Genomic DNA, 16212 nt, shown 5'->3' with positions numbered 1-16212 from the left:
TTCATTTGCGCATTTTTTTCGCCTTCATACCCCGGAAATGGCATAATGAGGGTTTTCCGTTATACAAGGCACGTTTATGACTCAGTCAGCAGAACACAAACCCCGTTTTAAACCTGCCGATGTCCGGATCAATGAACTAATGGATGCCGCCGAATCACTGTTTCTCGAAAAGGGATTTGATGCCACTACGGTCAGTGACATTGTGGCGCGGGCCGGTGTCGCCAAGGGAACCTATTACCACTATTTTGCCGCCAAACCGGACATTTACGAGGCATTACGCCACCGTTATATGGACTGGTTTCTGTCACAGACTCAGCAGGCGATGGATGCCTGTGCGGCAGGTGATGCGGATGCCAGACTGGCAGCCTGGTGTGATCGTTCTGTCACGGCCTATACTGAAAAACAGGAACTGCATGATGTCCTGTTCCATCAGGGATTTCACCAGCAGGGCAATGACCATGAAAATGCCGTGCTGAATCAGCTGCTTGCCCTGATTGCGGAAGGTGAGAAGCACAGTCACTGGCGGGTGGCACATCCGGATATCACGGCCATGATTATTTATCACGGTATGCATGCGGCGGTGGATACCCTGCCGCAGTCCGGACACTACACCGCACAGACGCTGGGCGGCGTGCTGTATGAACAGTTTCTGCGCTTTCTGAAGGCCTGATCTGCTCTGATAAAAAAAGCCCGGTCGCAGCCGGGCTTTGCACACTCTGTTGTTTATACAGATAAAAATCAGCGTAATGTTTCATCCGCACGCAGAGTTAACACTTCATAGCCGGTCGCGGTCACCAGAATGGTGTGTTCGGACTGCGCGGATAATTTTTTATCCCGTGTCACCACCGTCCAGCCATCTTTTTTGGTTTTGATTTTCGCGCCGCCCTGGTTAATCATCGGTTCGATGGTAAAGGTCATCCCCTCTTTCAGTTCCGTTCCTTTACCGCGCACACCATAGTGCAGCACCTGCGGGGCTTCATGCATCTCACGGCCGATACCGTGACCGCAATACTCGCGCACCACGCTGTAGCCGCGTGATTCAGCATAATGCTGAATAGCTGAACCGATATCCCCCAGCGTCGCGCCCGGTTTCACCTGCTGAATACCTTCCCACATGGCATCATAGGTGGTTTTCACCAGTTTACGGGCCAGCGGCGATGCTTCCGGCATCACATACATTTTACTGGAATCGGCAATAAAGCCGTTCTTTTCCAGTGTGATATCCACGTTAATGATATCTTTATCTTTCACCAGTTCGTCCGCTTTCGGAACGCCGTGGCACACCACTTCATTCAGCGAGGTATTCAGCACATACTGAAACCCGTACTGTCCTTTACTGGCAGGGCGTGACTGAAGGGTATTCACAATATAATCTTCAACTTTGTCATTAATCGCCAGCGTGGAAACACCCGGTTTAATGAAATCGTCCAGCATGGCAAAAACGCTTGCCAGCAGACGGCCTGATTCCCGCATCAGCTCAATTTCTTCAGGTGTTTTTATAACGATACTACTCATGCTGTTCTCCTTTCCGGCTGACAGACTCTTTTTCCAGCATTTCGCTGACAAGCATTGTGAAGGTTTTATCCGGATTCATTTCAGCCTGCATTCCGATTTTGATCCAGAATTCTGCCTGAGCATTGATAGAGCGCGACATCACTGTGCTCGCCCGGCGCAGATATTCATGTAATTCATCGGAGATTTTAACAATACCCACGTGAAATCCTTAACTGATAAACCATATATAAAACAGATATGGTTCATATAGTAGACCTCCCGCAAACGGGAATCAATCGCATCCTGCTTATTCAGCATAATCCGCAAAAAATGCGGTTCAAAAAATAAGCAGCCCCATTCCTCTTTTTACCTGATCCAGCGTCTGCTGTGTCACTTCCCGCGCTTTTTCTGTCCCGCGGCGGATAACCGAAAGCAGATAAGGTTTATCCGCCATCAGCCGCGCCCGCTCCTCACGGATCGGTGCCAGCAGTGCCTGCAGGCATTCGTTCAGCACTGATTTGCACTCCCTGTCGCCTAAACCGCCCGCCTGATAACGGGTTTTCATCTCAGCAACCAGGGCTGTATCCGGATGAAACGCATCAAGATACGCAAACACCACATTGCCCTCAATCCGCCCCGTATCAGACACCCGCAGATGCTGCGGATCGGTAAACATAGCATTGACGGCGCGCGTCAGTTCATCCGCGCTGACAGAGAGATTAATGGCATTACCCAGTGATTTTGACATCTTACCGTTACCATCAATTCCCGGCAGGCGGCCGGTTTTACCGACTTCAGCACGGCAGTGAACCAGTAATTCCTGCCCGGTAACATGATTGATTTTGCTGACAATCTCATTGGTTTGTTCAATCATCGGCAGTTGATCTTCCCCGACCGGCACCAGATCAGCTTTAAACGCAGTGATATCCGCCGCCTGGCTGACCGGATAAATCAGAAATCCGGCCGGCAGTGTACGGGAGAACTGCTTCTGAATGATTTCCTGTTTAACCGTCGGATTCCGCTCCAGCCGGGAAACGCTCACCAGATTGAGATACAGCAGTGTCAGTTCAGCCAGCGCGGGCAGCGCCGATTGCAGGCAAATCACAGAACGGGCGGGATCGATGCCTGCCGCCAGGTAATCCGCCGCTACATCATAAAAATAACGGTTTACTTTTTCGGGTTGCGCACCGTTATCCGTCAGTCCCTGCATATCCGCCATCAGAATATACTGCACGGCAGAATGCTGAAGTCTGACCCGCTGTTGCAGCGAGCCGGTATAGTGTCCGAGGTGTAACGGCCCGGTGATACGGTCGCCGGTCAGAATAACGGATTGGGTGTGATGAACAGACATACGATTTCCTCTTTTATTGTGATCAGAGGCCGCCGGGGTGAATGCAATATGTCTGAAATGAAATCGCCGCACTCCGGCGGCGATTTTTGCAATTAAAACTGAATAACAAAACCGGCGCCGCATGTTGTGCGCCACCAGAAAGCATTGTGTGATAAACAGCCTGGAATTTTATTATTCATCATGCTGACAATGTACAACCTTTATATCTTATTGCCACTCTTTTTTTTGCTGCGACGGATATTTTCATTTCTGCTGTTTTTATTTACATACTTTATTCTTTGTCAGCACACCCCGGACAAAGATGACAAATCATGACAATAAATCAGTTTTCTTTCATTGAGTTACCGGCTTTATCAGGTAGAATCAGTCAGTGAAGACACATTATGATTTATTACCTTCCGCCGGAGAATGTTTATCGGATCAGACTAAAGTTATATTAAGGAGAATATATGTTTTTACTGACACTCGGATTTATTATCTTATCCTGTCTGTTTGCCACCGTCATGAGCCCGAAATGGGATGATTAAATGAACGCAGACGTATTGTCTCTCTGAACGCCTTTCAGTGTTATATCAAAACTGAAAGGCGTTTTTATTTATGATGCTGTGCAATACTCTGTTCTCCCTTTCCTTCCCGGCAAAAGCACATTTTTTTGATCAGTCATTTTTTGACTAATTCATATAATTTAACTATCTTCAAGATGTTACCAAGCTGAAAGTAACGCCTGACGCCTCTGAACCGGTTTCGTTTGTTCAGAGGCTTTTTTATTTCCCGTCAGAAATGTTGGTCAATAACCCGGTAATGCATTGTATATCATGGAAAAAATATACTGCAATATAAGTATCCCACCTGATATAAACAACTACGTGTAAATACTAAAAATAACCGTAAATACATTTTTATGCTGTACATCTTCCGTACAGCGACTATATTGATAAGCAGTTTTAATTAATTGATATTCACATTACTGACCTGCTCCTGACTGTGCAGGTACACGTTCTGACATGATTTACCCGCACACTAACCTGTGCGGGTATTTTTTATTCCCCGGACGACTGACAGCAGCAGGATTTTTTCCCCGTCAGCGCGGCTTCCTGTACCGGCGGACAAGCCACCGTGCCGTAAGAACAAAATACACAGCAGTCTCCCGGAAGCGGTTATGGTGTGACACCGTAAAAAACAACACCTGCCACCGGTTTCCCTGTAACGGCCTTGTGTTGTGCTTTTGTTTAGACAGCTCCCTTTATTATACACACATGAACTTTCCATACTGTTCATGATTATCATACCTATATCCTTTCCGCCCGGTCACGTTTTGTGTCCGGGCTTTTTTTTATTTTTTTCACTTTCTTCCGGGCACAAAAAAGGTCATCGCAGTGACCTTATTTATTATCTTTGTATCAGCGGGGAATTTTAATGATCCCGCCAATGAAAACACCGACGATAAACGGGAATCCCCCGAAGCCCAGACCGATTCCCCCGCCGATAATCAACTGACCACCGGTTTTTTCCGGTGTTACCGACGGAGAAACATCACCGCTTCCCGGCCGGAGAAAATCAGCGATTCCGCTGCCGATGACAGCGTCACACTCACGAACAGATAATTCTTTCATACGGATATCCTTATCAATAAAAAAGTCATATAGCGACACACCGGTTTACAGATAACGTCATGGTATGTGCATATATACTCCATATTATTTAAATCTTAATCAAGAATTCCTTTTTTACATCATGAAAAACAGAGAATAATCCGTATATACCGGTATTCATGCTAACTAATCCGTGGTCTTATTTATTATTCACAGCGACAATATAATCAGATATTACCTATCACCCCTCTTCAATAAAAAATAATTTCATTATTTATCTTACACTTCAATTTTAATTACTGACTGTTATTAAATAACACATTACTTACACGGACTGAATCGTTCTTTATTAGCCTGAGACAGTTCCAATGCCGCAAAAGCTTTGGCTTTTTCATCATACTGATCACTTTTCAGTACATCAGAGGCCAGAGTTTCAATATCGCTCCGGTTTGTTTTTTAGTATTTGATTGTACCAGTACCGATGTGGCCAGTTTCTTTATCATAGGAGATGGATTTTTATGTCCCGGCACCCTGCCGCCTGTGATATTAATTTTTAAAATAATCGGGATTAATGACACTCCATTATTATTTACCAATGGAAATAAATAAAAAATAACAAGCATCATCCCCCTTTACTTTACCCCTGTTTTTTCGCAGAAGAACAAAAATAAATTCCGGAAATAATTAAAGCACCACTTAAAAAATGGAAACTGTGTAATTTTTCACTGAGGAAAAGAACACCAAAGAAACCGCCACTCAGCGGGATCAGGTGAGAGAAAATCTCCCCTCTTGTTGCACCGATAGTCAGGATACCTTTATTCCACAGCAGGTATGATAGCCAAGACGGAAAAATAACCAGATAGGCAAGCCCGGATATAAACAGCGGCGAGGCATAATTTCCCATATTGCTGATCTGAAAATCATGTGAAAACAGATAAATAATCAGTATTGGTAACATCATCAGGCTGCCGGTCACCGAGCTGATGGCCACAAATGCATTACCTTTCACCTCACGGGGTTTCAGTCTTAAAAAAGCACAATACAACGCCCAGCTGATGGCGGACCCCAGTGCCCACAAATCTCCTTTATTCAGATGACTGATCACTTCTGAAAAATTCAGATTACCTTTAAATATCAGATAAATCACACCTAACGTACTCAATAATACGCCGATATAATTTTTCCCCTGAATTTTTTCTTTAAACACCAGCGCATTGATCAGTAAAACAATTGACGGCGTTGCCGACATATAAATAGCAGCATTAAGTGCTGTGGTATATTGCAGACCAATATACAATGTGACCGGGAATAAAACCTGTCCGCATAATGACAGAAACAGAATTATCCCTTTTGCCTTTTTCATGAATTCCCACTGCTGTTTCACCTGACTGAAATACAGCGTCATCAGTAAAACCGCCGTCACCAGCCAGCGCAGTTGCGATAAAATCACCGGGTCGGCTTCTGTCACCAAAAGATGCCCGACAACATAGTTCCCGCCCCAGAAACACGCCGCCAGCGTTAAGAATAAATAAGGCATATCCCGCTCCCGCCTGGCCAATATTTATCCGACCGTAACATGGTGACCACAAAGCAGACTTGTTATTTATCAAAATAGTTATGGTTTTTAAAATAATTTTTAATGAATGTGGCCAGGAGTGGCCGCCGGTTCTGTGCCCGGAGATGTCATAATCATATTCCGCCCGCTGCTGCCGGATCTGCTGGAAGCCACCGGCATCACACAATGCACGCCGTGCTACCCGCCGATAACGGATAATCACGCTTACTGGAATCTGCTGTCACACTACAGTGCCAACAGCTTTATGCTGTCGTCAGTGGATTCGGTAAAACAGCTGATCAGCGACTATGTGCTGTATCAGGATACAGACCGGCAGCGCTGCAAACAGATAAACCAGCTGCTGAGCGGTATTCACGCGGTTGATTCAGTACTGGATGACCGTCTTGTCCGGGGAAAACCTTACCGCTGTCTGGATCTGACAATGACTCTTGATCCGCATAAATATGACAATACCGGCGATGCCTTTATGTTTGTCATGCACTTATATCATTTCTTCCCGTTCTGCCTGTCAGAAAATATGATGCTGAAAATGAATGTGCAATTTACCGATAATGATACGGTCTGGCATTTGGCGCCTTATTTACTGAACGGGTATAAATCACTGATTTAAACATGTGCATCTGAGGGAAGTAGCTGAAATAAACGGGCCGCTATCACAGATTAACAGCCCGTTTTCAGAGACAGGAATTAACAGCGTATTTATTCGTCAACCGCCAGCGCCGGCGCTGAAAGAAGCAGGCACAGAGGTAACAGTAAATTAATTTTTATTTTCATCATCATCCGTACTGTTATTTGAGTAGTTACTCCGGACATCTGCCAGCATTTTTTCCTTGGCAAAATCTTCTTCCAGCGCATTCATGCAGTAGTTGATATAGAAGTATTGAAATAAAAATGTCCAGAATCCGTTAAGACGCAGAGAAATGCCGAATTCTTTTGCTGCATAATATTCTAAAGCGCTCTTCATCTTAAATGCCCAGACAATCCAGAAAACAGTCATCCCGATTGTGATGATAGTACCCAATATATCATAAATATTGTTTGATTCAGCGATATACCCGTAATTATAGGCATCACTCATAAAGCTGAATACATCCATAAAGACACCCCCATTGCAATCGCCAGATAAATGAACACTGAACTTTCAAATGGTTTCATTTTCAGCTCTGAATTAAAGGCATCAGTATTTTTTCAGGCCCACATTATCGGATAAATACCCGCAGTTAATATGCTGAGCAATACAAATTTACCGGTTCCCTGATTTGTGATTGACTTCAATGTGTTGATATTTTTCATTGCATACCTGTTGCTTTGAGTGAAGAATATACAGGAAGTCCCTGTTCTGTTGATTCATACCGATATAAATTGTGTCAGCAATTCCTGCCACAACTGTGCAAGATAATTTTTTCACTGTTACAATATATTTTATTCTGCAAATGTTACACTTCCGGCAATAAATAATAAAGCCACAGCAATACTTCGGCCCTTTATTCCGGAAAAACAAATAACATCAAAATAATGATTTACCAATCACATCAGATCATTATTATTTTTTTATAAAAATACACAGGTAACCCCGGTGGCACTATTCCGGATTTATCACTGCTGACAATTTCTGTCATTCAACGGGGCTATGATATGAAAAACCACAGGAGGCAGCATGTTTAAACCAAACAGCATTATTCTGTACGTCAGCGACGTTGAGAAAAGTACCCGTTTTTACACCAGACTTCTTAATGCAGAGCCTGTTGAACAATACAGTGAATTTTCTGTTTTTGCCTTATCGGACGATATGATATTAGGACTTCAGGCAAAATCCGGTATCGACCCTGCACCACAACCACATATTGGCGGTACGGAAATATGCATGTCAGATATCAGTAACCGGGAAGTTGATGAGATTTTTCGCAAATGGAGTGAACTGGATGCGAAGATTATTATGAAACCCGCAATGCTGGATTTCGGCTACACTTTCGTGGCAACCGACCCCGACGGACATCGCCTGAGAGTCTGTGCGACTGACACCACAAATATTGATTGATGATAATCTGTGATCTGAAAAAATAACAGGGAATACACTCCATGTTATTTTTTGCACAAACCAGTATCAGCAACATAAACCGTTGATGACCTGAATGAGGCTTTCGGGCATTCGATATATCCCTCAGATATAAATTTTTTATCCATGTACATCGAACCGATTATTAATAAAATAAAATGAAAAAATAGCCAAAGAAAGGAATATATAAAATAACACTTTGAAAAATTTATGCTTTTTAAGAAATTTTTCTTTATTTAAAAAAATCATGATACTGCCTGATGCAAAGTACAGTAACAATGGTACAGAAAGTATAAAAAACTGACCAATATGAACCTTGATAATATCTTTTTTATTTATATAGTCTGAAAAGTACACTACCGATAACCATATATAAACAGCAGATAGCACAATCAGCAATAATACCGTGAACGCTATATTATATTTTTTCTTCACCAGCTCATCCATGTCTCTGTTCCCTGAAAATGTACATCTATGATGAAAATCATGTCCTGACTCAGTATACCGGTACATTAATTTAATTCTGTGCACAACTCAGCTTTTAAGGCCACTTTATCTCCGTTCCGGAAATTTTTGGGCATACTGTCATCTGTAACAGCTTTACCGGGTGTTACCAACCGATAAAAGCCGCTATAATCAGTTCCGGGAACACTGCCGGAAGCGGCAGAGAGTAACGTATAAGTGCAAGATATAAGTTACTGAATTTTAAATAATTTATATGGTGATAGCGACTATGGCGTTACTGATTACCGAACGTTGCATAAACTGCGATATGTGCGAACCTGAGTGCCCTAATGAAGCAATTTCAATGGGGGATTCTATCTATGAAATTAATCCTGATTTATGTACTGAGTGTGTCGGGCATTATGATAAACCGACCTGCCAGTCAGTCTGTCCGATTACCAACACCATTATTATCGATCCTGAACATACCGAAACACAGGAAATGCTGTGGGATAAGTTTGTGCTGATGTATCACGCCGATAAGATTTAAGCGTAATGATGCGCCCGCAGAGGGCGCAATTTCAGGTGTTTGTTTCGAGAATAACCGTAGCACAAGCGTAATGACGCTCGTCGGCAATAGAGACATGGTAGTGTGTGACTTCACGGGCGGCAGCCAGTTCTCCGGCATAGCCGAGAAAGGTCAGGTTAGGTTTGCCTAGTGAGTCATTACTGACTTCAAACTGGTTAAACGCCAGCCCCTGACGGATCCCGGTGCCCAGTGCTTTGGATGCCGCTTCTTTAACCGCAAACCGCTTGGCCAGAAAGCGCACCGGCTGTTTATGCTGCCGGTACACGTCCCATTCCGCGTCACTGAGGATCCGTTTTGCAAAGCGGTCGCCGGAACGCCCGATAACCGCTTCAATACGACTTATTTCAACAATATCTGTACCAATGCCGACAATTGCCATTAACGACGGGCTTCCCGCAGCAGGGTTTTCATATCCGCAACAGCAGCAGCCAGTCCGCTGAAGACCGCACGGCCGATGATCGCATGGCCGATATTCAGCTCATAAATCGCCGGCAGTGCCGCAACACGCTGGACGTTGTGATAGTTCAGACCGTGTCCGGCATTCACTTTCAGGCCCTTACCAGCCGCATAAGCAACCGCATCTTTGATACGGATAAATTCTTTGTCTTCTTCCTGAGACGTTTCCGCGTCCGCATAAGCGCCGGTGTGGATCTCAATAAACGGTGCGCCGACATCATCCGCAGCATCAATCTGGGTATGGTCAGGGTCGATAAACAGGGAAACTTTAATACCCGCTTCAGTCAGGCGTTTCACCGCACGGGCGATTTTTTCTTTCTGACCGGCAACATCCAGACCGCCTTCCGTAGTAACTTCCTGACGCTTTTCCGGTACCAGGCAGCAGAATGCCGGTCTGATACGGCAGGCGATATCGACCATTTCATCAGTGACCGCCATTTCCAGGTTCATACGGGTCTGAATGGTTTGTCTCAGCAGTTCCACATCACGGTCGGTGATATGACGGCGGTCTTCGCGCAGATGCACAGTGATACCTTCCGCCCCCGCCTGCTCTGCGACAAATGCCGCCTGAACCGGGTCAGGATAGTTGGTGCCGCGTGCATTACGGACAGTTGCAATGTGGTCAATGTTTACACCCAATAAAACTTCACTCATTTTTTATCATCCTCCGGGTAACTTTTGTTATTCAGTTTAACCTTTTTCAGACGAAGAGGAACCACTGCGGCCATTTTCTTTTGAAACCAACGGCGGGCGCACAAATTGACGAAATAATTCGCGGCTTTTCAATGGCTTTCCGCCGAGATAGGGTTTTAAAGCGATGCGGGTGAAGCGTTTGGCGGCACGTAAAGTTTCCGCATCCGGGAATTCCCGGGCGGCAAGTGCTTTCAGTTCACGGCCGGTGAAACTGCTGTTATCCACCACCAGGCTGGCGATAAAGCCTTTTTCCTCACGGTAACGGTACGTCATGGTATCAGAGACTTCCTGACCGCTGCCCGCACAGTGAAGAAAGTCAACGCCGTAGCCGATATGGTGCAGCAGTGCCAGCTCAAACTGACGCAGTGCCTGCTCCGGTGTGGTATCACTGGCCGCGAGATACTGAAGGCAGCGCAGATAATCAAAAAACAGGGCGGAATAGGTAACGCCGTTAGCCAGCACCCGGGAGAGCAGTTCATTGATATACAGGCCGCTGTAAAGAACAGTGCCGGTCAGAGGTAAAGCGAGGGAGATAGGATCCGCATCGCGCAGGGTTTTCAGTTCCCCGCGCCCGCCCCAGCGGATCAGAAGCGGCGTAAAGGGCTGTAATGCCCCTTTGAGACCTGAACGGCGGCGGCGCGCCCCTTTCGCCAGCAGGCGCTGCCGCCCTTCCTGTTCAGTGAATACATCCAGCATCAGACTGGTTTCACTGTAAGGGCGACTATGGAGTACAAATGCGCGCTGCCAGCCGTCCATTGGTGCGTTACTTCAGGTCGTCAACATAACCCAGGCTGCGCAGTGCACGTTCATCATCTGCCCAGCCGGCTTTGACTTTCACCCACAGTTCGAGGTGAACACGGGCATCAAACAGGCGTTCCATATCAATACGGGATTCCGTCCCGATAGTTTTGATACGGCTGCCTTTGTTGCCGATAACCATTTTTTTCTGGCCTTCGCGTTCAACGAGGATCAGACCGTTGATCTGAAATACGCCGTTGTCCTGCACAACAAACTGTTCGATTTCCACAGTCACCGAGTACGGCAGTTCATCGCCGAGGAAACGCATCAGTTTTTCACGGATGATTTCAGAGGCCATAAAACGCTGTGAACGGTCAGTGATGTAATCTTCCGGGAAGTGGAACGGTGCCTGCGGAATGTGCTGACGCACGATGTTCGCAATGGTATCGACGTTCATTTTCTTCTCTGCACTGAGCGGCACCACGTCGAGGAAATCCATCTGCTGGCTGAGGAACGCAATATGCGGCAGCAGTTTGGTTTTATCTTCCACGTTGTCCACTTTGTTGATGGCAAGCAGTACAGGGCAGCGCAGAGAGCGGACTTTATTCAGTACCATCTCATCATCCGGCGTCCAGTTGGTACCTTCAACCATGAAAATCACCAGCTCAACATCACCGATGGAGCTGCTGGCCGCACGGTTCATCAGGCGGTTGATTGCCCGTTTCTCCTCAATATGCAGCCCCGGGGTATCCACATAGATAATCTGGTAATTATCCTGTGTATCGATCCCCATAATGCGGTGCCGCGTGGTCTGCGGTTTCCGCGAGGTAATAGAGACTTTCTGCCCCAGTAACTGGTTCAGTAAGGTGGATTTGCCCACATTGGGACGTCCGACTATCGCGACAAAGCCGCAATAGGTGTTTTCTTCGCTCATTCAAGCTCCAACAAAATTAATGCTTGTTCCGCCGCGGCCTGTTCGGCTTTCCGGCGGCTGGAACCGGTTCCTTTTACCGGCTGTTCAACACCGCTGATTTGGCAGTGAATGGTGAACTCCTGATCGTGAGCTTCACCTTTTACCTGAACAACCAGGTAGTTCGGCAGAGGCAGATGCCGCCCCTGAAGGTATTCCTGTAACCGGGTTTTCGGGTCTTTTTGTTTATCCCCGGGCGAGATTTCGTTCAGTCTGGATTCATACCAGCTGAGGATAATCCGCTCAATTGTCTGAATATCACTGTCGAGAAAAATCCCGCCAATCAGGGCTTCGACGGTATCCGCGAGGATCGATTCACGGCGGCTGCCGCCGCTTTTCAGTTCCCCGGGCCCCAGGCGCAGACATTCGCCGAGGTTAAATTCGCGGGCCAGTTCCGCCAGGGTATTTCCGCGCACCAGTGTGGCGCGCATCCGGCTCATATCCCCTTCATCCACTTTCGGGAAGCGGTGATATAAATCATTGGCAATAACAAAACTTAAAATAGAATCGCCGAGAAATTCCAGGCGTTCGTTATGTTTGCTGCTGGCACTGCGGTGAGTGAGTGCCTGCATTAATAAGTCCTGACGGGTAAAAGTATAGCCGAGTTTTCGCTGCAGCTGGTTTATCACTATCGGGTTCATGTGCGACCAAAAATTAGGATGTTTATAAAACGCACACGCAACAGACCTGTAGCCGCGAAAAGCCGCGATACAAAACTGTTGCGTTTGCACTGGCTCCCCGTATACCGGGGAGCCAATCATTTTGCGGGGCATATTCTACACTGTGATTACAGGTAATGCTCAGCAAATTCTGTTTTTTCTATTCTATCCGTCCGAAACGGCTCAGGCGCAGACCGGTAGGCCATTCACCTTCCTGTTTTTCAAGGCTTAACCAGATAAAGCTTGCACGGCCGACCAGGTTTTGTTCAGGCACAAATCCCCAGACGCGGCTGTCCGCACTGTTATCGCGGTTATCACCCATCATAAAGTAATGCCCTTCCGGCACCACCCAGGTGTACTCCGGTAATCCCGGCTGACGGAACAGGCGCTGCCCGCTGATGCTGTCCGGGGTGATTTCCGGAACAGTCAGAATATGGTGAGCAACCGGCCCCAGGTTTTCAATCCGTTCCGCCTGACGACGATAACCGACTTCCATATCATCTTCGATAGGGAACTGACGCGCGCCGCCACTCATAAAGGAGCCGCCCAGCGGGGATTTTTCCCAGCGGATAGCCCACTCGCTTTCATACTCCTGACCATAGGTGACCGGCAGGGTTTCACAGCTGCTCTGGTCTTTGGTACAGCCCGGATAGACCTGTAACTCTTTGGCATACGGGTCATAAACAACTTTATCGCCCGGCAGGCCAATCACACGTTTGACATAATCGACACGCGGATCTTCCGGATATTTAAACACGACAATATCACCGCGCTTCGGCTCCCCGGTTTTGATCAGGGTGGTCTGCGTGATCGGGTCTTTTAACCCGTACGCGTATTTTTCCACCAGCATAAAGTCGCCGATTAACAGCGTCGGCATCATGGACCCGGACGGAATCTGGAACGGCTCATAAATAAATGAGCGCACGATCAGGACAATCGCCAGCACCGGGAACAGGGATGCGGTACCTTCCACCCAGCCCGGTTTGGCCACAGTCTCAGCCAGATGGGCCTGATCCATGGTTCCTTCAGTCAGCTCCGCCATGCGCGCCAGTTTTTTCTTACGGGCCGGCTGAATTTTAAATTTATTCACCGCCCAGATGATCCCGGTAACCAACGTTGCCAGGGTCAGGATCAGCGCAAAGGTGTTCGCCATTATGTCTCCTTACAACCTGCTGAATGATTAATCTTTGCCGACATGGAGAATGGCTAAAAACGCTTCCTGCGGTAACTCAACGTTACCGACCTGTTTCATGCGTTTCTTACCGTCTTTCTGTTTCTGCAACAGTTTCTTCTTACGGCTGACGTCACCGCCGTAGCATTTCGCCAGAACGTTTTTACGCAGCTGTTTCACTGTTGAACGCGCAATAATATGCATACCGATGGCAGCCTGGATCGCGATATCAAACTGCTGACGAGGGATCAGGTCTTTCATCTTCTCCACCAGCTCACGGCCGCGGTACATAGAATTATCGCGGTGCGTAATCAGTGCCAGTGCATCCACCCGCTCACTGTTGATAAGGATATCAACACGCACCATGTCAGACGCCTGGAAACGTTTGAAGTTGTAATCCAGTGATGCGTAGCCGCGTGAGGTGGATTTCAGGCGATCGAAGAAATCGAGCACCACTTCCGCCATCGGAATTTCATAGGTCAGAGCAACCTGATTACCGTGATAAACCATATTGGTCTGCACACCGCGTTTTTCGATACACAGGGTAATCACGTTACCGAGGTATTGCTGCGGCAGCAGCATATGACATTCCGCAATCGGCTCGCGCAGCTCTTCAATATTGTTGAGCGGCGGCAATTTGGACGGGCTGTCGACATAGACGATTTCACCGCTGGTGGTTTCCACTTCATAAACAACGGTCGGCGCGGTGGTGATCAGATCGAGGTCATATTCACGCTCCAGACGCTCCTGGATAATCTCCATATGCAGAAGACCCAGGAAGCCGCAGCGGAAACCGAAGCCCAGTGCGGTAGAGCTTTCCGGCTCATAGAACAGGGAAGCATCGTTGAGGCTCAGTTTACCAAGTGCATCACGGAAAGCTTCATAGTCATCAGAACTGACCGGGAACAGACCCGCATAGACCTGAGGTTTGACTTTTTTAAAGCCCGGCAGCGGTTTATCCGCCGGTGCGCGTGCGCCGGTTAACGTATCGCCGACCGGTGCCCCGAGAATGTCTTTAATCGCACAGACCACCCAGCCGGCTTCACCGCATCTGAGGATCTCTTTATCGACCTGTTTTGGTGTGAAGATCCCGAGGCGATCTGCGTTATACACCTGGCCGGTGCTCATCACTTTGATTTTGTCGCCTTTGCGCAGTGTGCCGTTTTTAATCCGGATCAGAGACACAACCCCTAAATAGTTATCAAACCAGGAGTCAATAATCAGTGCCTGTAACGGCGCATCAGGGTCACCTTCCGGCGGCGGAATATCACGTACCAGGCGTTCGATCACATCGGTCACGCCCACACCGGTTTTCGCCGAGCAGCGCACAGCATCTGCCGCCTCAATCCCGACGATGTCTTCAATCTCTTCCGCCACCCGCTCCGGGTCGGCAGCAGGCAGGTCAATTTTGTTCAGAACCGGGACAACTTCCAGGTTCATTTCCATCGCTGTATAGCAGTTTGCCAGCGTCTGCGCCTCAACCCCCTGCCCCGCATCAACCACCAGCAGCGCCCCTTCACAGGCAGCCAGTGAACGGGAGACCTCATAAGAAAAGTCAACGTGTCCCGGGGTATCGATAAAGTTGAGCTGGTACGTTTCACCATTCTGTGCGGTGTAATCCAGCGTCACGCTCTGTGCTTTGATGGTAATGCCGCGTTCGCGTTCCAGATCCATTGAATCCAGAACCTGCGCCGCCATTTCACGATCGGATAAACCGCCGCAAATCTGAATAATGCGATCCGATAAAGTAGATTTACCGTGATCGATATGAGCAATAATGGAAAAATTTCGGATATGGTTGATTTTCAAGATAAAATTCTTCTTTGTAATGCCCTATAAAACTAGCTTTGGACACCTGTAAGGACTCAAAGCCAACACTCTATATTGCTGGTTAATAGACTTATTGGCAGCATTCTACATGCTACAGACACTCAACTCAAAGAAACGTTCATTTTACCGCAGAAAAAAACGGGCACGGCGAATAATCCATACGGATCGCATTCGTTTTGTCATTATCACCGACACCATTTTTTATATAAATAAAATTGATGATAAAAGCAAAACAATAAAATCAGCTCATTACTCCCGCTCGCGTAATATCTTTTTTATGATTAATAATCATATAGATAATTAATTTCCATCAAAATCAGCACATCATGCTAATCGTTCTGATTGACTATCCTCATTCCAAAACCGACACTCAATTTTAGTAATATATATCAATAATTTCATTTTTTTAGAAATATAACATCGGTAAATAATGAATTTAAAGAGTACTGCAAAGTACACACTTATGTCATTAACTAAATTTCATATTTATGAGGCCATTATCAATGGATCAAATAACCCGAATTCTTGAAAAACTGAATCAGCAACGCAGCGGTGAAACAACCGTGACACTGGCAGATTTTATGCCGATGTCC

19 protein-coding genes and 1 pseudogene are annotated in these 16212 nt (G+C 46.8%); 4 read left to right on the top strand and 16 right to left on the bottom strand.

The window, feature by feature from the left end; all coding sequences use genetic code 11:
* Window positions 1-76: 76 nt before the first annotated feature.
* Complete coding sequence (locus HMPREF3119_RS13570; protein WP_004236965.1) at window positions 77-670, top strand: TetR/AcrR family transcriptional regulator; 594 nt, start codon at window positions 77-79, stop codon at window positions 668-670.
* A 68-nt stretch (window positions 671-738) separates the two neighbouring features.
* Here HMPREF3119_RS13570 and map read toward each other — a convergent pair whose 3' ends face one another.
* The 6 genes and pseudogenes from map to HMPREF3119_RS13540 all read right to left on the bottom strand — a co-directional run bounded on the left by map (window position 739) and on the right by HMPREF3119_RS13540 (window position 5974).
* Complete coding sequence (gene map / locus HMPREF3119_RS13565; protein WP_004236966.1) at window positions 739-1515, bottom strand: type I methionyl aminopeptidase; 777 nt, start codon at window positions 1513-1515, stop codon at window positions 739-741.
* Window positions 1508-1714 carry a ParD-like family protein gene (locus tag HMPREF3119_RS13560; protein ID WP_004241949.1) on the bottom strand — a complete coding sequence of 69 codons (207 nt, stop codon included), beginning with the start codon at window positions 1712-1714 and terminating at the stop codon, window positions 1508-1510. The genes map and HMPREF3119_RS13560 overlap by 8 nt, the downstream gene beginning before the upstream one ends.
* A gap of 117 nt (window positions 1715-1831) precedes the next feature.
* Entirely contained in the window at window positions 1832-2845 is a 1014-nt protein-coding gene (trpS, locus tag HMPREF3119_RS13555) for a tryptophan--tRNA ligase (protein WP_070580010.1), read from the bottom strand.
* Between the two features lie 1040 nt (window positions 2846-3885).
* Window positions 3886-4002, bottom strand: a pseudogene (locus HMPREF3119_RS19980) (GDCCVxC domain-containing (seleno)protein); the annotation flags it as partial.
* A 243-nt stretch (window positions 4003-4245) separates the two neighbouring features.
* Complete coding sequence (locus tag HMPREF3119_RS13550) at window positions 4246-4458, bottom strand: hypothetical protein (RefSeq protein ID WP_004236972.1); 213 nt, start codon at window positions 4456-4458, stop codon at window positions 4246-4248.
* A 616-nt stretch (window positions 4459-5074) separates the two neighbouring features.
* Window positions 5075-5974, bottom strand: coding sequence for a DMT family transporter (locus HMPREF3119_RS13540; RefSeq protein ID WP_004241939.1), 900 nt, complete (start codon window positions 5972-5974; stop codon window positions 5075-5077).
* Between the two features lie 133 nt (window positions 5975-6107).
* On the opposite strand from HMPREF3119_RS13540, the gene HMPREF3119_RS13535 reads away from it, so the two are divergent.
* The gene (locus HMPREF3119_RS13535; protein WP_225310101.1) at window positions 6108-6623 is read left to right on the top strand and encodes a type VI secretion system baseplate subunit TssF; all 516 of its coding nucleotides are present in this window, start codon (window positions 6108-6110) and stop codon (window positions 6621-6623) included.
* A gap of 147 nt (window positions 6624-6770) precedes the next feature.
* Here HMPREF3119_RS13535 and HMPREF3119_RS13530 read toward each other — a convergent pair whose 3' ends face one another.
* Window positions 6771-7109 (bottom strand): hypothetical protein, encoded by a 339-nt coding sequence (locus HMPREF3119_RS13530; RefSeq protein WP_004236976.1) that lies wholly within the window; start codon window positions 7107-7109, stop codon window positions 6771-6773.
* A 561-nt stretch (window positions 7110-7670) separates the two neighbouring features.
* On the opposite strand from HMPREF3119_RS13530, the gene HMPREF3119_RS13525 reads away from it, so the two are divergent.
* Window positions 7671-8051: a VOC family protein gene (locus HMPREF3119_RS13525; protein ID WP_004241915.1), complete on the top strand. Its 381-nt coding sequence runs from the start codon at window positions 7671-7673 to the stop codon at window positions 8049-8051.
* A 44-nt stretch (window positions 8052-8095) separates the two neighbouring features.
* Here HMPREF3119_RS13525 and HMPREF3119_RS19855 read toward each other — a convergent pair whose 3' ends face one another.
* Window positions 8096-8224: a DUF1240 domain-containing protein gene (locus tag HMPREF3119_RS19855; protein ID WP_305777636.1), complete on the bottom strand. Its 129-nt coding sequence runs from the start codon at window positions 8222-8224 to the stop codon at window positions 8096-8098.
* Entirely contained in the window at window positions 8190-8516 is a 327-nt protein-coding gene (locus HMPREF3119_RS13520) for a hypothetical protein (RefSeq protein WP_070580008.1), read from the bottom strand. Before HMPREF3119_RS13520 ends, HMPREF3119_RS19855 begins: the two co-directional genes overlap by 35 nt.
* 286 nt (window positions 8517-8802) lie before the next feature.
* Here HMPREF3119_RS13520 and HMPREF3119_RS13515 point away from each other — a divergent pair, with 286 nt between their 5' ends.
* Complete coding sequence (locus HMPREF3119_RS13515; RefSeq protein WP_015422607.1) at window positions 8803-9063, top strand: YfhL family 4Fe-4S dicluster ferredoxin; 261 nt, start codon at window positions 8803-8805, stop codon at window positions 9061-9063.
* A gap of 31 nt (window positions 9064-9094) precedes the next feature.
* Here the strand turns inward: HMPREF3119_RS13515 and acpS are convergent, their stop codons facing one another.
* From acpS to lepA, 7 genes are all read right to left on the bottom strand, one after another.
* Window positions 9095-9481 (bottom strand): holo-ACP synthase, encoded by a 387-nt coding sequence (gene acpS / locus HMPREF3119_RS13510; RefSeq protein WP_004236981.1) that lies wholly within the window; start codon window positions 9479-9481, stop codon window positions 9095-9097.
* Window positions 9481-10212 carry a pyridoxine 5'-phosphate synthase gene (gene pdxJ / locus HMPREF3119_RS13505; protein WP_004236982.1) on the bottom strand — a complete coding sequence of 244 codons (732 nt, stop codon included), beginning with the start codon at window positions 10210-10212 and terminating at the stop codon, window positions 9481-9483. The genes acpS and pdxJ overlap by 1 nt, the downstream gene beginning before the upstream one ends.
* A 36-nt stretch (window positions 10213-10248) precedes the next feature.
* A complete protein-coding gene (recO, locus tag HMPREF3119_RS13500) occupies window positions 10249-11007 on the bottom strand; it encodes a DNA repair protein RecO (RefSeq protein WP_070580006.1) in 759 nt (252 codons plus the stop codon).
* Between the two features lie 7 nt (window positions 11008-11014).
* Window positions 11015-11923 carry a GTPase Era gene (gene era, locus HMPREF3119_RS13495; protein WP_004236984.1) on the bottom strand — a complete coding sequence of 303 codons (909 nt, stop codon included), beginning with the start codon at window positions 11921-11923 and terminating at the stop codon, window positions 11015-11017.
* Window positions 11920-12600, bottom strand: coding sequence for a ribonuclease III (rnc, locus tag HMPREF3119_RS13490; RefSeq protein WP_004236985.1), 681 nt, complete (start codon window positions 12598-12600; stop codon window positions 11920-11922). Before rnc ends, era begins: the two co-directional genes overlap by 4 nt.
* A gap of 178 nt (window positions 12601-12778) precedes the next feature.
* Window positions 12779-13771 carry a signal peptidase I gene (gene lepB, locus HMPREF3119_RS13485; protein WP_004236987.1) on the bottom strand — a complete coding sequence of 331 codons (993 nt, stop codon included), beginning with the start codon at window positions 13769-13771 and terminating at the stop codon, window positions 12779-12781.
* Window positions 13772-13798: 27 nt separating this feature from the next.
* Window positions 13799-15592 carry a translation elongation factor 4 gene (gene lepA, locus HMPREF3119_RS13480; RefSeq protein WP_032098592.1) on the bottom strand — a complete coding sequence of 598 codons (1794 nt, stop codon included), beginning with the start codon at window positions 15590-15592 and terminating at the stop codon, window positions 13799-13801.
* Window positions 15593-16212: the final 620 nt, after the last annotated feature.

The sequence above is a fragment of the Morganella sp. HMSC11D09 genome, from assembly GCF_001807955.1.
Classification (GTDB): domain Bacteria; phylum Pseudomonadota; class Gammaproteobacteria; order Enterobacterales; family Enterobacteriaceae; genus Morganella; species Morganella morganii.
This window is presented reverse-complemented; position numbering and strand designations above follow the sequence as displayed.

Coding starts and splice junctions, on each gene's coding strand:
- lepB (WP_004236987.1), bottom strand. CDS start 13,771: ATGGCGAACACCTTTGCGCTGATCCTGACCCTGGCAACGTTGGTTACC.
- HMPREF3119_RS13540 (WP_004241939.1), bottom strand. CDS start 5,974: ATGCCTTATTTATTCTTAACGCTGGCGGCGTGTTTCTGGGGCGGGAAC.
- HMPREF3119_RS13525 (WP_004241915.1), top strand. CDS start 7,671: ATGTTTAAACCAAACAGCATTATTCTGTACGTCAGCGACGTTGAGAAA.
- HMPREF3119_RS13570 (WP_004236965.1), top strand. CDS start 77: ATGACTCAGTCAGCAGAACACAAACCCCGTTTTAAACCTGCCGATGTC.
- HMPREF3119_RS13550 (WP_004236972.1), bottom strand. CDS start 4,458: ATGAAAGAATTATCTGTTCGTGAGTGTGACGCTGTCATCGGCAGCGGA.
- rnc (WP_004236985.1), bottom strand. CDS start 12,600: ATGAACCCGATAGTGATAAACCAGCTGCAGCGAAAACTCGGCTATACT.
- acpS (WP_004236981.1), bottom strand. CDS start 9,481: ATGGCAATTGTCGGCATTGGTACAGATATTGTTGAAATAAGTCGTATT.
- map (WP_004236966.1), bottom strand. CDS start 1,515: ATGAGTAGTATCGTTATAAAAACACCTGAAGAAATTGAGCTGATGCGG.
- trpS (WP_070580010.1), bottom strand. CDS start 2,845: ATGTCTGTTCATCACACCCAATCCGTTATTCTGACCGGCGACCGTATC.
- era (WP_004236984.1), bottom strand. CDS start 11,923: ATGAGCGAAGAAAACACCTATTGCGGCTTTGTCGCGATAGTCGGACGT.
- pdxJ (WP_004236982.1), bottom strand. CDS start 10,212: ATGAGTGAAGTTTTATTGGGTGTAAACATTGACCACATTGCAACTGTC.
- HMPREF3119_RS13530 (WP_004236976.1), bottom strand. CDS start 7,109: ATGGATGTATTCAGCTTTATGAGTGATGCCTATAATTACGGGTATATC.
- HMPREF3119_RS13520 (WP_070580008.1), bottom strand. CDS start 8,516: ATGGATGAGCTGGTGAAGAAAAAATATAATATAGCGTTCACGGTATTA.
- recO (WP_070580006.1), bottom strand. CDS start 11,007: ATGGACGGCTGGCAGCGCGCATTTGTACTCCATAGTCGCCCTTACAGT.
- HMPREF3119_RS13515 (WP_015422607.1), top strand. CDS start 8,803: ATGGCGTTACTGATTACCGAACGTTGCATAAACTGCGATATGTGCGAA.